The sequence below is a fragment of the Winogradskyella schleiferi genome, from assembly GCF_013394655.1.
Taxonomy (GTDB): domain Bacteria; phylum Bacteroidota; class Bacteroidia; order Flavobacteriales; family Flavobacteriaceae; genus Winogradskyella; species Winogradskyella schleiferi.
The window spans coordinates 3,088,644-3,103,815 of the sequence record NZ_CP053351.1 but is presented as its reverse complement, the minus strand read 5'-3'; the positions used below and the strand labels follow the sequence as shown (position 1 = coordinate 3,103,815).

Below are 15,172 nucleotides of genomic sequence, written 5' to 3'. Positions count from 1 at the left end.
TTACTAATTTTATGACCCAAAAAGGCATAAAAATGTTGGTCGAAGTTAGAACGCTGTATAAGCAGCATTTATTAAAGAACAAGAATCAATTGAAGAGCATAATTTTAATTTTTTGTGTTGTCGCTTTAGCAAAGACGTACTCGCAAGCAGGACAAGACTCAACAAAAGTCTATAAAAAAAGGGTTTTAGAAACTACAGAGGTAGATTTCTTAACCAGTTATTATACCCAAGATGGCGATAATGCAGCTGTAAGTGGTGGTATTGGTACTGAAGAGTTAACTGATGTTACCGGTACATTTGTAATCTCTATTCCATTAAATGATGACGATGTGCTGACCATTGATGCAGGTGTTTCCGCATATACTTCTGCATCATCCAGTAATGTTGGACCATTTGATGATGGTTCAGCAGACCCTTTTCAGGCTTCGTCGGGAGCTTCTAGTAGTGATTTATGGGCAAATATTACGGGGAGTTATAGTCACAGCTCTGATGACCGTAACGATATGTGGTCCGCAAAGGTTTCGCTATCCACCGAATATGATTATTTTTCTGTAGGCGTAGGCGGTAGTTACACTAAACTTTTTAATGAAAAGAATACGGAATTGAGTGTAAGTGGTAATGTCTATATCGATACTTGGAAAGCTATTTATCCTACAGAGTTAAGACCATTTACAGCTGAAGGAAGTGGATTGAATGACCGCTTGTTTACCCAAAATACCTTAACCGGAAATATAAATTATAATCCGAGATTTGAGCCCTTTGATAGTGAAGGACGTAATTCATATTCTTTAGGCTTAGGGTTTTCGCAGATATTGCATAGGAATGTTCAAGGATCATTGGCGTTGGATTTTGTGCAACAACAAGGGTTATTATCTACACCGTTTCAGCGTGTATATTTCGGAGATGTAGCCGATTCGTTTATTGATGATTTCCAACTCGCAGATGCCATTGAGCTTTTACCCGATTCAAGATTTAAAGTTGCCATTGGAGGTCGATTAAACTGGTTCCTCAATGAGGTGCTAACGGTACGCACCTTTTACCGCTATTATTTTGATGATTGGGGTATCAATTCACACACCGCAAGTGTTGAAGTGCCAGTGAAGATTACAGATAGATTTACTCTCTATCCATCATATAGGTTTTATAATCAGACCGCAGCAGATTACTTTAGACCTTATGAAGGTGCTTTGTCCACAGATGAATTTTATACTTCAGATTATGACCTTTCAGAGTATTCAGCAAATCAATTTGGATTTGGACTATCGTACACGGACATTTTTGCAAAAGCACATCTCTGGAAATTTGGCCTTAAAAGTATAGATCTAAAATTCTATAAATATGATAGGGACACCACTTTTGGTTCCAGCATAATTACGGCTGGATTTAAGTTTGTGATGGATTAAGAAATCATTTAAATTAATCGAAAGTTTATGCCATAGATTCTCAACATTAGACCTTTCAATTTTAAGAATGCTTCGTAAATGTATTAATGGCATTTTGAATTCGAATTTTTAAGAGATATCATCCTCTTAAAAAAAATATGGCCCTTTATTTATTTACGATTGGAAGCTTTGCTGACACATTAGCCTGGAAATATTATTTTCTTTAAAAAAAAGCATATTCATTGGTCACTTTAAACTAATACTAGACCAACATTCAATTTTGGATTTTCTAATTATAATCAGAATGATCCCATGTAAAATAGTCTAAACGCTCCGTCTGATTAGCTACTATAAGTGCAGCGATATAATTTGTATCAGGAATAAAAGAAGTCAATTGCCATTGGTTTTTTTCTGAAAGATTCCATTGGGTTTCTATTAATTCTGCTTTCAAATCTGAATCTAATGTTACTGAAAATGTATCTAAAGGGAATGAAAGACCATTTCCTTTAGCCTTTATAAAAGCTTCTTTTCGTGTCCAACAACGATAAAAGGCTAAATGCTGTTGAAGTTTGGGGGTTTTTTGAAGGGCTTCGATTTCTTTTTTAGAGAAGAAATTGGTAGCAATTTCGAAGGTATTAAAATCATCTTTTATTTTTTCAATATCTACACCAATGCTATGATCATATACAAATCCAATAATAGCGATATCTCCAGAATGTGATACATTAAAGTTTAAGTTTGTTATTTGCTTAAATTTTGGTTTTCCGTATTGTTCATAATCAAACTCAATATCAATTGCTTCTGTCTTTAAATAAGTACTTGAAAGTAATCTTAAAACACCTCTTGCAACCACATAGCATCTTTTGTCCTTATAAAATTTAAACCTGTCTGCGCGCTCTTTTTCATATTCAGACAATAAGGTGTAGTATTTATGGTATGTATCATCCTTGACCTCGACGTTAATGGTCCATAGGTGTACCATATTCGGTTTTAAATGTACAGAAGCCCTGGTTTGGTTCTTCATAGGGTTTAGTGGACCTTTATGATAGCGTTAATTTCAATCTACAATGGATTCTTCAATTTTTTTTGACACAAATTGAATATCTGGTTCTGTAAAAAGCGTTCTGTGATTACCTTGGGTATAAAAAAGTCTAAAGTCACCATTGGTGATCTCTTTCCAGGAATCTATAATAACTTTTTGCAAGGAAGGGTGTGGTTTTTCGGTTAGTATCAATGATATGTCTCCATTGTGAGGCTTAAATTCGTAGGCTAAACAGATGCGTCTTAAATTTTCTTGTAAATGTTCTAAATCTCTAGTATCATCGTTTCCAAAGTATTTAACGAGAACAGGTTTAATGCGCCATAATCTATCTTCGAAATAATGCTTAACACTATTTAAAGGGTTTTTGGAAAAACGAATTACAAATGACTTTAGACGAGCTTTTAACCTTAAAGGCGAATTTAGGTGCCATGGAGATGCCATAGTGTCTATAACAATAATATTAGCCTTAAAGCCTAATTTAGTAAATTCGATAGCCATTTCATTGCCAACCGTGACACTAAAGCAATAGACCAAAATATTATATGGACCTTCCAATTGTATAGAACGGATTGCTTTCATATAATCTGCAGTCATATCTCTCACATTGTTGTGCATAGACCCTTCTCCATAAAGTCCTGTCGGCTCCAAGGCATAGATAGGTCTATCTGATGTCATATATTTGGCTAAAAGATTGTAAAAAACAACGTGGCCTCCACCAGAATGGATGCAGAATAAAGGTTTTTTGCTTCCACCTTCTCGTAACGGTACTAAGAAATCATAGGTTTCATTATCTGCTTTAGTTTCTTTTGCTGCTAATTTTTTTCCAAGATCAGAAATCGTAGGGTTTTCAAATAGTTGATTAGCAGTTAATTGAAGTCCTAACTTACGTGCTTTCGCTATAATTTGAATACTCAATAGAGAATCTCCTCCGATTTCAAAGAAGTTATCATTAGGGAGTACTGGATAAAAATTTAATACGTCTTCCCATATTTTGGTTAATTGGGTCTCAACTTGAGAAAGTGAGTTCTCATCTTTTGAAGATGTTGACTTATTAAGAGTTTCAGTTTTTTCTACTGGTTTTAACTGTTGTCGATCTACTTTTCCATTAGGAAGTAATGGAATTTGAGGTATGACATGAATACTTGAAGGTACCATGTAATCAGGTAAACGTTTTTTTAAGAAAGCATCAATTTTAGACGAATCAAGAGAATTTTCTGCTTCTACATAGGCTACCAAGCGTTTTGGCTTTTCAGAACTATCCGTATCTGAGGTTTGAGCAATTAATTCTTTTAGTTTTAAAAGTATTAATTGATGATCCTCCTTGGATAACTGATGTAATCTATTTTCTAAAATATCCTGTTTCATTTTATAGCCTTAATTACTACCATGGAGTCTGCCCACCAGGTATCCTTTACATTTTTTGGCATGTCTAATGGAATAACATGAGCAGTAAAGGAAGAAAAATGTTTGAGGAGCATATGTTGATGTTCTCTACTTAATGATTCTATTTCGTTAGAGAAGTATGTAAAGCTTCCGCCTGGTTTTAAATGATTTGATGCATGATGAAAGAAATGTTCTGCAAATGTTATACTAGCATTGACATACTGCATATACTCATCTTCGTTGAGCGGATAGGTATGAAAAAAGATACCGTCAAAAAAACCCAAATCGTCTATACTATCTTGCCAAAGACTATGTACTAATGAAATGTTTTTTGTGGCATATTTAGCTTCCCAAGGTTTAAAATGTTGTTCTACAACAAGATCATTACACTCAATTATAGTATGAGAATCAATGGGATATTTTTGTATCATATCTGCAGAGACACCTCTGCCAAAACCAACTTCTAAAATATCTCCTCCATCTTCTGCTATGGTTTTTGCCATAGCTTCCATAAGCGGAATTTGCCAATCTTCCATGATCTCTTGTTCACTTAATTGTGCCTGACCTCTTTCCGTAAGACCAATGTTATCATCTGCGGCAGTTGAGCCAGGTACAAATCTTTTTGTTTGCTCATTAAGTGCGTTTAGTTCAGTGGAAAACTCTTTAAGCGCTCGATTTACAACAGCATTTCGCTGTGCTGTTTTTGGTGGATTTATAAAATCGTCGTCTTTAATTACAAGGGTTACTTCAAACGCTTCTGTTCTTTTAATTCTTTTCATGGTACAATAACTTATATCATTTGTTTCAATAAGTATTCTTTTTCATTCGTATCTAATAATTCTATAGAGTTGAGTAGATCGTCGATGTCTTTGGTGTTTAAATGCTGACTTAATAACTTGGCAAGTTCCGATGGTCCTATGTCTAAATTTGAATCCATAGTGCTTATTTTTTTATCTCCGGTCTCAACAACAACCACACCTTTTTCAACTAAGTCATATTCGTTAAGTATGTTCTCAATTTCATCGAGTTCTACGCGAAAACCTCTAATTTTAATTTGTTGATCTATTCTTCCTAGAAACGCAATATCTCCTTGTGAATTATACTTTGCTAAATCTCCAGTTTTGTATAATTTTAAATCATCAGCATTTTTTACATAAGCTTTCTCGGTTAAATCAGGTCTGTTAATGTAATAACCTGATAAATTAGGACCACCTATATAGAGCTCGCCAACAGCTCCAAATGGTACAGGTCTTAATTTCGAATCTAAAATATGTACTTCTGCATCAGCAACACTTTGACCAATAGGAACAATGTTTTGTTCAATATCATTTTTTGTAATTTTATGAGCGAGACACCAAACGGTAGCTTCTGTCGGGCCATATTCATTGTATAAATCTACTTTTGGAAGTATTGAAAAATGCTTTTTTGCTAATGACACAGGGCAAGCCTCTCCTGCAACCATTACGGTCGTCAAACTACTGAGTTTATTAGTTTCAGAATGCTCTAATATTAAGCTATATAAAGAAGGAAGCATTAAGGTATGGCTTATTTTATGGGTATCTATGATTGTAGCCATTTGATCGATATCTTGTTCAAGTCGCTTTTCTGAAATCACAAGTTTACCACCAGTGCATAGCGTCCAGAATATTCCTGTTTTAGAACTATCAAACGAAATTGATGACATGAGTAGAAATACTGCTGGATTATTCTCGTAGAAATCTAAACGTCCTGAAGTAGAGTTTATAATGTTTTTATGTGAAATTGGAACTCCTTTGGGTTTGCCTGTGCTTCCTGACGTATAAATGATATAAGCTAAATCTGAACCTGAAACTTTTGGTAGCTCGTTTTTAACTTCATCCGTACTTTCTAGATTATCTAAAGTGATTAATTGCGATTCAAAACTTTTAAAAATGGGTAGTAACTTTTCTTGCGTTACAATGCAATTGACTCCTGCATCTTTTAGAATAAAATCAATGCGTTGTGATGGATACTCCGGATCTAAAGGTAGATACGCAAATCCCGCTTTTAGAATGGCTAATAAGCCGACAATCATATGTGTTGAGCGTTCTACAGATAATCCAATAACCTGATCTTCCGTATTAACTTTGGAAGTTATCAATTGTGCTAGCGTTGTTGCCTGTTCATTTAACTTTTTATAAGTTAATGATTCTGAGCCAAAAGTTACAGCAATATCGTCAGGGTTATTTTTTGCAACGTCTTCAATAATGTGATGTATTCCTGTATAATTTTCAAATGAATTAGACGTAAGGGATTGATTATTGTAAAATAAATCTTTCTCTTGTGGCGTTAACATCGGTAATTCAGAAATTGAAACCTCTGAATCAGCAATTACAGCTTTAACCAAAAGATTGAAATGAGCGGAAAAACGTTCAATTGTGGATCTGTTAAATAAATCGGTTAAAAATTCAAAAGTAGTGGATAGCTTACCATCCTTTTCGTTTACAAATAAAGTTAAATCGAATTTTGAAGACTTCAAATGAATATTCTCTTCTTTTTTAAATTCAATTTCAGGTCCAAAGTTAACAGTTTCTTCATCGTTATTGTAGACAAACATTACCTGAAAAAAAGGATTCATGGCTAGTGACCGGTTGGGTAATAATTCTTTAACCAGATAATCGAAAGGAATCTCTTTATTAGAAAATGCTTCTAAAGTATTTTCTCGAACGCGAGCTATCAATTTTGAAAATGAACTGTTGTCATCAAGCTGAGTTCGCAAAACAACAGTATCTACAAAGAAACCTAATACATCTTGTAAGGATTTATGGTGACGATTTGTTATGGGCAAGCCAATTAAAATATCGGACTGATTTGTATACCTATAGAGTAAGGTGTAAAAGAGGGAAAGGCAAACCACAAAAGGAGTTGTTTCCATTTGTTTTGAAAGGGACAACAAATTTTCTGAATCTTCTTTGGATAAATTAGTGGTAAAGTGCTCTCCTTTAAATGAAGGCTGTAATGGTCTTTTGTAATCCGTTTGTAATTCTAGTACAGGAATTGAACCAGATAATTTCTTTTTCCAATAGTCAATTTGCTCTCTAGGCAGTTTTGTATTCTGATTCCAATAGGCAAAATCTTGATATTGAATTGGTAATTCATTGGGTTCTAATACATCACCCTTGGTTAGTTTTGTATAATACTCAGCTAATAACTTACTGAGTTTGCGCATAGACCATTCATCAATAATGATGTGGTGAATGTTGATAGAAAGGACATGGTGCTTATCGGCAAGTTTTAAAAGTGAAACACGAAGAAGTGGAGATTTGCTAAGATTAAAAGGTGTTGCAATTTCTTCAGTAATGAAATCACGTGCTTTTTGTTTGGCAATATCTATTTTAAAGTCACTAAAATCCAGTTTATTGATGTTAAATTTAAAATCATTATCAATTTTAATGGCTGTTTGCCCTTCTTCAACAGGAAAATAGGATTTTAATATGTTGTGCTCTTCAATTATTAAAGCTAAAGTTTTGGACAGAATTTCAACATTTAAATCACCTTTAATTGTATAAGATTCCGCATGATTATAAAACGAATTATTTGGATATAACTGCTGAAGAAACCAAAGCCGTTGCTGACCTCTAGACAGGGGAATGGTTTTACCAACAGGAGCTTTGGTAATTGCAGATACTGCTAGGGTTTTAGCTTTCTGTGTTTTCCATTGGCTAAGTAGAGACGATTTTTCTATTTCCTTTTTCATTTGGTTAACTGCTTATAAAGCTTAAGACCACAATCCTATAGAGACCAGTATATCTCTTATAAACTTTGTTATCTGTTTTTCTATGCCAAGATCTATATCAAAAATACGCTCTACACCCCAATATAAGGATATTATAATGAGTAATATTGAACCAAAAAGTAAAATATATCTATAGATTTTTGTTTTCCTTAATAGGAATAGAATAGGGAACATCATTGCTATAATTAATAATTGTCCAATTTCTACACCAACATTGAAACCAAATAACGAGATGCCTAAGTTTTCATTGGATAAGCCCAAATCAGCTAATACGCTTGCGAATCCAAAACCATGAAAAAGTCCGAATATAAATGCAATAATCCAATCTTTACCTTTAAATATAGGTCTAATGTTATGATAAGCCGCTAGACCAATAGACAAAGCTATAATAGATTCCACTAATCGAGACGGTAAACTCACAATCTGAAGTGAAGCTAAACTCAGGGTTATAGTATGTGCTATAGTAAAAAAGGTGATTATCTTAATAACATATAAAAATGCATCCTTAAAGTTCTTTGCAGGAACCCAAGATGTTGATTGTATTTTAAATGATTTTCCTGATAAAGCTATACCTTTATTATCACGAATACGTCTAACAACGGATGGCAATATTAGGGCTAAGAGAAATAGTATATGATCGATACCAATCCAAATGTGCCACATACCTTGCTTTATCATGGCGACAAAACCTTTCCATTTTGAAGTATCCGTAAGGTCTAAAGTAGCTTTCGGTTCATCTGGAGTAAAGAATAAAGAAATATTCCTTTCCTCATTGATGACTCCAGCTGCCCAACTGTATTCCGTAATTAAAAAGCCTCTATGTGTATCATCCTTTTCATATACAACATCGTACTTAACATCTAAGAACTGTGGTAACTGATCCATGTTGCCAAGTTCAAAATAGACCTGTATCATTTTGCCTTGAGCAAAATCGAATAAGTCAACATTCTTCAAAATAATTTCATGATCTCCATATTTAGATGAAAATGAAGCATGTTTTAAAATGTAAGCTTTTAGCTGCTCTTCGTAAGGTTTTAAATCCTCTCTAGTAAGGTTGTCCCTTAGGTTCAAGTCAAAAACTTTATTTATCTCTCGTACATTAATTTCAAATCTGCCTTCTATTCCATTGGTCTCATAAACGCTGATAAAAATATAACTTTGGTTTGGGAAATGCGCAGCACAGAACATTGGTGCCAAGAATAATATAATAAAGAGCGATTTTAGTAGTAGTTTTTTCATTCAGGGTTAGATTAATGGTAAGTGATACTTATGTGGTTTGAAAAAAAGTTAAGTTATACAGAAACAGTTTTCAGCATAAAGTTGTATGGGTTTTTAGCATCATTAGAAATGTTTTCGATGGCAATTTCTCGTCCTATCTTAAATTCTTGAGCTAAATCTAAGAACAAATCCATTACAATTTGATCTTCAAGAGCCCATCCGGTAGAATCAAAAACAGTTCTTTGGTTTTTGCCAAACTCATATTTTTTATTGTGCTTTACTAGTTCCGAAAAATCGGGACCGATTTCTGAATCTTGAAGCTGTTGGCATTCACCTTCAATTTTAGCCTGCTCTAAAAAATCTGGACAAACCAAACTTTGTTTTAAAAAATCCAAAGGAAGCTCTACTTTTCCAGGAAAATCGGATCCTATGGCATTAATATGAAGATGGTCATTTGTTTCAAGATTACGAAATAATGGACCTGTGCCAACATCAATTGAAGTTTCTGTACAAACTATATCACAAGTTTTTAAGATGTTTTCTGTGTTTGATAATATAATTTCAGTATCGAGGTCTAACATAGCTATACGGTCAGGGAATGATTTTAAGGCCGTATGATCAACATCAAAAAGTAAAACTTTTTTGATATCAAAGACTCGAGATAATGCGTGTAGTTGTGTAACTGCCTGTGCACCACAGCCTATCAATCCTAATACCGAACTATCTTCTTTAGCTAATAAACGTGATGCCACGGCCGATGCGGCTCCTGTTCTCAAAGCAGTAAGAAGCACACCATCAACTAAGCCTTTAAGATGACCAGTTGTAGTATCGTAAGAGCTAATAGTTGATAAAATGGTTGGCAAATCAAATTTTTGAGGATTTCTAGGATGATAGCCAACGACTTTGATTACGACCTCATCTCCTTTTTTGTGAACAGGCATCCATTCAACAAGCCCTGGGTCATTTATGTCATAATTAAAACCAGAACGAATAGGGATTTCTGTTTTATCAATATCGTAGGCTTCAATGCTCTCCGTTGTTCTTTTAATCAACGTATCCATTAGTTTGTTTAAGCCATAAGCTTCAACAATTGAATTAACATCATCACCAGATAGTATCAATGTTTTCTCTTTCATGCTTTATACAAAATTTTCAATTCTTTTTGTTTCAAAATAGAGGTTTATTTAATTTTTAGCACTATTTATGAACATACATTCGTTAAAGTGAGTAATCTAATGGTTATAACAACTATGTAGCACACCTACTTATTAAGAATAAGACCTAACATCAGTTAAATATCATTTTTCTTATAAGTCAATTTTTAAGTTGAGCATTTCTTTCGTTCTTATTTCTCTATAGCCTTCAATTTTTGTGTAGTAAGTTGTAATTTCATTAATAGTCAGTGCTGTTATTTTCTTATTAACTTTAAAAGCTGAATTGTAAGGGAATGTCCAATATAAAGCAGGTGCTTTTATATATTTATGAAAATCGTTTTCTACTGCTAAATTTTGGTTTCTGTTACTAATAAATGTGGTTATAAAATCAATAAATTCTTTTTTAGATGCATCTTTTTGATACACTTTTCCCCATTCCTTCTCATAATTAAAAATTTCTTTTTTAGATCTCTCAGTATTTAAATAATTACTTGTAAAATTATCGGTAGCGCCCCATTGAATAGGTAATCTTTTTTCTTCGTTCAAATATTTAAAATCAGAAACCACAAATTGGAATTGATAAGAAGAGAAAAAATTAGGAGGTAATTTTACAATTTCACCGTCTTCTGTTTTCGCTTCGATGATATAGCTGTATGATAAAGGCGAATCATGCCAATTTAGCCCACCCGATGAAGCCCAAAATTTACCAAGCCCAATCAATAAAAAACCTGTAATGAAATAATATCTATTAAAAATATTATTAATTGGTAGATCTTTTTTCAACAAAAACGTAAGAATAGTTAGAAGTAAAATGATCCACATCCAGAAAAAAATCCCTGAATACAAAAAAATTCCTAAATGCATAAATATTGCGGAGATGAGTATAGATCGAATATATTTTAAATGCAGAAAAAAAAATAAAACACCGCATTCTATTGTTAGTGTCAAGGCGCGCAAGGGCACATTAAAATGATCTAAAAATCCTATAAATTTAGATATTGATAATGCGTCAAAAAAAGAAAGCCAACCATTTGCATATGTTGCAGCTAATAAATAGTTGATGTGATCATTGAAAATCCATTCTGAATTTAATTTACCAAAGGCTGGTGTAAAATAATGCGTTCCTATTAAGCAGCATAAAAGAAATAAGAAAATGGATAACTCAAATCTTTTAAAGATTAACTTATAAATATAAAAAGCTAAAAATAGAATTAGAACTCTCGTTAATAAAAAAGGTGATGCAGCAGTCGGATAACCTAAGAAAGATTCAAATTGCCATATTATTGAAAAAAGTAATGTTATAAAAGGAAGAATAAATAATGGTCTCCAATAGATAGCACAAGCAAGAATTACCAATGCAACCCGATCAAAAACATGAGATTGATTGAAGTAAAAATTGTAATTATATGTAGAATAATACCAGGCTAAAATTGCAGCAGTTATGAATACGACCAATTTAACTGTATTGCCTTTCTCAAAACTTGTCCATGGAATAAAAAGTTTTTTCCTAAAAAAAGCCACTGTAGCTACAAAAAATACAAGCAAATATGGATTTTGAAATACTCTTTTTAGAAGCTCAAAGCTTATATTATCATTATAATAAGAATCAAATGGTATTGTACTTATCCAGCAAAGACCTTTGTATAGTGTAAAATGAATACATACAATTGGTAAAACATAGGTTATAATAGAGTTTATCTTTTTACTTTGATCTGGATCTTTATGTAGCCAGAAATCAATTAGATATGATTTAATTGCCTTCAATATATGATATAAAACTATTGTTCACATTAAATCTAAGCATTGAAAAAGCTACAGTAAAAATTATCGGATTAAATTAGTTGAATGTTAAAAAATAAGTCATGAATGGTAATTCTAAAGACAAAAAACCACTCTTTATAATGAGTTATTCATTTAATTCACAATTTATTGACGTTAGAATGACTTTCTCAATCAAAAACTCATAAAATAATCTTTCAATACCTTCAAATCCAATTACCATAGATTTACGTAAACATTTTAGCGTTTTTAATGGGTCATAACTATAACAGTCGATAATATCGATTATTTCTATAATAAGAGACCAAATTTGAGGCTTAATCGGATTTTAAAACCTTTATATCCTATATATTTTCAGCAATGAAATCTTTTAGCTTTATTTTAGAAAAAAAGAAGTATCCGACTTTAGTTACGTCGAAATTGCTATAGTGCCAAATCATATTTATAAATAACTATATACCAAAGTGAACTTTTCTTGGACATCAGAACAAAAGGATTTTAGAGACAAAATTGTTGCATTTGCCAAAACGCATCTCAACACAGATACTGTCGAACGAGATCAAGGTTTAAGTTTCTCGAGGGAACTTTGGGAAAAATGTGCTGATTTTGGAATTCAAGGTTTGTCCGTTCCTAAAAAATACGGAGGAAAATTCGAAGATATTGATTTACTGACTGCAACGCTTGCCATGGAAGGTTTAGGTTATGGTTGCAATGATAATGGTCTGGCTTTTGCTTTAAACGCACAAATGTGGACGGTTCAATTACCGCTTTACGAATTTGGTACTGAAGACCAACGTGAAAAATTTTTAAGACCAATGGTAAATGGTACTAAAATTGGAGCTCACGGTTTAACAGAACCTAATGCTGGCTCTGATGTATTTAGTATGAACACACACGCTAAAAAAGTGGAAGGTGGTTATATTTTAAATGGTCAAAAACGTTTAATAACTTTTGGACCCGAAGCAGATTTAGCTTTGGTTTTCGCTAATATAAATCCTAAGATAGGAAAATGGGGTGTAACAGGGTTTATTGTTGAAAAAGGAACTAAGGGTTTTACTCAAGGTCCCAATAAATCTAAGATGGGTTTGAGAACCGTGCCTATTGGAGACTTGTTTTTTGAAGATTGTTTTGTTCCAGAGGAAAATAGATTAGGAAAAGAAGGAGCCGGATGGGCTATTACGTCCTATTCTTTAGAATATGATCGCTGTAGCATTTTGGCAAGTCAGTTAGGCGCTATGGAACGTCAGCTTGAAACGAGTATAGACTTTGTAAAAGAAAGACAACAATTTGGGAAACCTATTAGTACATTTCAGTCGGTTTCTAATAGAATTGCAGATATGAAACTACGTTTAGAAACATCGCGATTATTATTGTATAAAGTGGCGTGGCTTAAAAATGAAGGCGATTCAGCAATGCTCGATGCAGCACTTTTAAAATTGCAATTAAGTGAGAGTTTTATAACCTCTAGTTTAGATACCATCAGAAATCATGGCGGAAGTGGTTTTTTAACAGAACATGGCGTGGAAAGAGACTTAAGGGATGCTATTGGTGGTGTACTTTACGCTGGTACCTCAGACATTCAAAGAAATATCATATCACAACTGTTGTTTTCTAAATAGTCGAACACAAAATGATTTATACAATCCCCAAAATACTAGAAAATGCTGCGAAAAAGCATCCTGAAAAGGAAGCACTTAAGTATATGTCTCAATCTCTGAGTTATATAGAATTTTACAGTAATTCGAAGAAATTAGCGACGTTATTAATTCATCTCAATATAAAAAAAGGAGATCGCGTAGGTATTTATATGAACCGTTGCATAGAGTCTTTTATTGCAGTTTATGGAATTACAATGGCTGGTGGCGTATTTGTGCCATTGGATCCCACAGCACCTAAAGACCGTACTCGGTTTTTGATCAATGATTGTGATATTAATCATTTAATAACCGTAAAAACACAAAATAGAGCAATAACAGCATTAACTCAAGAATCCACAACATTAAAAACAATTATTGGTTTAGACACAGATTTAGAACTTAAAACCATATCATGGGCTCAAGTTTTTAACACCAATATAGCAGAAGTTGAATTTCCAAGAATCTTAGGAAAAGATTTAGCTTATGTGATGTACACCTCTGGGTCAACAGGTTTGCCCAAAGGTATAATGCATACGCACAATAGTTGTTTAGCCTATGCTAAGGGTTCACAAGAGCTTTATGATGTAAATGTTTCCGATGTTTTTGCAAGTCATGCGCCATTGCATTTCGATATTTCCACCTTTGCCTATTTTACAGTGCCATTAGGATGTGCTACAAACGTCATTTTATCCGATGCGCATACTAAAATGCCTGTGAGTTTAGCACAATTAATTGAGAAAGAAAATATTAGTATATGGTATTCTGCACCTCAAGCATTAATACAATTGTTGTTAAATGGGCTTATTGAAGAGAAAAATATGTCATCCTTACGCTGGGTTTTATTTGGTGGTGAAGTCTTTCCGAATAAATATATAAAACAGTTAATCAGTTTATGGCCCAATGCCAAGTTTAGCAATGTTTATGGTCCTGCCGAAGTTAATCAGTGCACTTATTTTAATATTGATAAAAGTTTTAAATTCGAAAATGATTTACCGCTCGGATTGGTTTGGGAAAATACCGATTACCGCATTCTGGACGAAAATGATAAACCAGTGGAACATGGAAAATCCGGAATCTTGGCCATAAGGAGCGAAACCATGATGCTTGGTTATTGGAATAATCAAAAACTTACAGAGAAATCATTATACAAAGAGGCTATTTTACCTGATTATGACCATGTCTTTTTTAAAACAGGCGATGTTGTAAAAAAAGACGACAATAGCGATTTAGTGTTTATTGGTCGTAATGATAGACAAGTGAAAATAAGGGGCTATCGTGTTGAATTGAATGAAATTGAAGCAACACTTCTTAAACACAGTAATGTTAAAGAAGCTATTGCATATATGGGAAAAAATGAAAGTAATTCAGGAGATAGCATAACTGCAGTTGTTATATTAAATATAAATGATAAAAACGATGTAGTTAAGGAATTGGAAATACATTGTGCTGAAAGTTTACCCAAATATGCGGTTCCAGAACAGATTTATATTATGAATGAATTTCCTAGAACAACTTCAGATAAAATAGATAGAAATAAGATTAAAACAAAAATTGCACATAGTTATAATGAATGAAACTTTAATCAATTATATAAAAAATCAGCTTATTGTGAGTAATGAAGCGATTGACATCAATGAAGAAGATGATTTGCTGGGTAGCGGATTAGTAGATTCATTGGGAATGATGAAACTTATAAGTTTTATAGAAAAAGAATATGAATTAAAAATACCAGCGCAAGATATGGTCATCGAAAATTTTATGACGGTATCCTGTATTTCGGATTATCTAAAAAGTAGAGCATAGCATAGTGAGTGTAATAAACA

At 33.1% G+C, this 15,172-nt stretch carries 11 protein-coding genes; 4 read left to right on the top strand and 7 right to left on the bottom strand.

From position 1 onward, the window contains the following. The first annotated feature begins 11 nt into the window (after positions 1-11). Positions 12-1,403, top strand: a complete 1,392-nt coding sequence (locus HM990_RS13435; RefSeq protein WP_394351723.1) for a DUF3570 domain-containing protein — start codon at positions 12-14, stop codon at positions 1,401-1,403. Positions 1,404-1,671: 268 nt separating this feature from the next. Here HM990_RS13435 and HM990_RS13430 read toward each other — a convergent pair whose 3' ends face one another. The 7 genes from HM990_RS13430 to HM990_RS13400 form a co-directional block, all read right to left on the bottom strand. Beyond that, positions 1,672-2,406, bottom strand: a complete 735-nt coding sequence (locus HM990_RS13430) for a 4'-phosphopantetheinyl transferase family protein (RefSeq protein ID WP_178989435.1) — start codon at positions 2,404-2,406, stop codon at positions 1,672-1,674. A gap of 33 nt (positions 2,407-2,439) precedes the next feature. Then, positions 2,440-3,789, bottom strand: coding sequence for a thioesterase domain-containing protein (locus tag HM990_RS13425; protein ID WP_178989434.1), 1,350 nt, complete (start codon positions 3,787-3,789; stop codon positions 2,440-2,442). Next, the gene (locus HM990_RS13420) at positions 3,786-4,586 is read right to left on the bottom strand and encodes a class I SAM-dependent methyltransferase (RefSeq protein WP_178989433.1); all 801 of its coding nucleotides are present in this window, start codon (positions 4,584-4,586) and stop codon (positions 3,786-3,788) included. Before HM990_RS13420 ends, HM990_RS13425 begins: the two co-directional genes overlap by 4 nt. An 11-nt stretch (positions 4,587-4,597) precedes the next feature. Next, positions 4,598-7,522 carry a non-ribosomal peptide synthetase gene (locus tag HM990_RS13415; protein WP_178989432.1) on the bottom strand — a complete coding sequence of 975 codons (2,925 nt, stop codon included), beginning with the start codon at positions 7,520-7,522 and terminating at the stop codon, positions 4,598-4,600. 21 nt (positions 7,523-7,543) lie between these two features. Further along, positions 7,544-8,800 (bottom strand): HupE/UreJ family protein, encoded by a 1,257-nt coding sequence (locus tag HM990_RS13410; protein ID WP_178989431.1) that lies wholly within the window; start codon positions 8,798-8,800, stop codon positions 7,544-7,546. Positions 8,801-8,853: 53 nt separating this feature from the next. After that, positions 8,854-9,915, bottom strand: a complete 1,062-nt coding sequence (locus tag HM990_RS13405; RefSeq protein WP_178989430.1) for an ornithine cyclodeaminase family protein — start codon at positions 9,913-9,915, stop codon at positions 8,854-8,856. A 171-nt stretch (positions 9,916-10,086) separates the two neighbouring features. Then, positions 10,087-11,697, bottom strand: a complete 1,611-nt coding sequence (locus tag HM990_RS13400) for a hypothetical protein (protein WP_178989429.1) — start codon at positions 11,695-11,697, stop codon at positions 10,087-10,089. 479 nt (positions 11,698-12,176) lie between these two features. Here HM990_RS13400 and HM990_RS13395 point away from each other — a divergent pair, with 479 nt between their 5' ends. From HM990_RS13395 to HM990_RS13385, 3 genes are read left to right on the top strand one after another with little or no spacing between them, the layout of a single operon-like run. Continuing rightward, positions 12,177-13,331, top strand: a complete 1,155-nt coding sequence (locus HM990_RS13395) for an acyl-CoA dehydrogenase family protein (protein WP_178989428.1) — start codon at positions 12,177-12,179, stop codon at positions 13,329-13,331. An 11-nt stretch (positions 13,332-13,342) separates the two neighbouring features. After that, positions 13,343-14,923 (top strand): amino acid adenylation domain-containing protein, encoded by a 1,581-nt coding sequence (locus tag HM990_RS13390; RefSeq protein ID WP_178989427.1) that lies wholly within the window; start codon positions 13,343-13,345, stop codon positions 14,921-14,923. After that, entirely contained in the window at positions 14,916-15,152 is a 237-nt protein-coding gene (locus HM990_RS13385) for an acyl carrier protein (RefSeq protein WP_178989426.1), read from the top strand. Before HM990_RS13390 ends, HM990_RS13385 begins: the two co-directional genes overlap by 8 nt. The last annotated feature ends 20 nt before the right edge of the window (positions 15,153-15,172 follow it).

Coding starts and splice junctions, on each gene's coding strand:
- HM990_RS13435 (WP_394351723.1), top strand. CDS start 12: ATGACCCAAAAAGGCATAAAAATGTTGGTCGAAGTTAGAACGCTGTAT.
- HM990_RS13430 (WP_178989435.1), bottom strand. CDS start 2,406: ATGAAGAACCAAACCAGGGCTTCTGTACATTTAAAACCGAATATGGTA.
- HM990_RS13425 (WP_178989434.1), bottom strand. CDS start 3,789: ATGAAACAGGATATTTTAGAAAATAGATTACATCAGTTATCCAAGGAG.
- HM990_RS13420 (WP_178989433.1), bottom strand. CDS start 4,586: ATGAAAAGAATTAAAAGAACAGAAGCGTTTGAAGTAACCCTTGTAATT.
- HM990_RS13415 (WP_178989432.1), bottom strand. CDS start 7,522: ATGAAAAAGGAAATAGAAAAATCGTCTCTACTTAGCCAATGGAAAACA.
- HM990_RS13410 (WP_178989431.1), bottom strand. CDS start 8,800: ATGAAAAAACTACTACTAAAATCGCTCTTTATTATATTATTCTTGGCA.
- HM990_RS13405 (WP_178989430.1), bottom strand. CDS start 9,915: ATGAAAGAGAAAACATTGATACTATCTGGTGATGATGTTAATTCAATT.
- HM990_RS13390 (WP_178989427.1), top strand. CDS start 13,343: ATGATTTATACAATCCCCAAAATACTAGAAAATGCTGCGAAAAAGCAT.
- HM990_RS13385 (WP_178989426.1), top strand. CDS start 14,916: ATGAATGAAACTTTAATCAATTATATAAAAAATCAGCTTATTGTGAGT.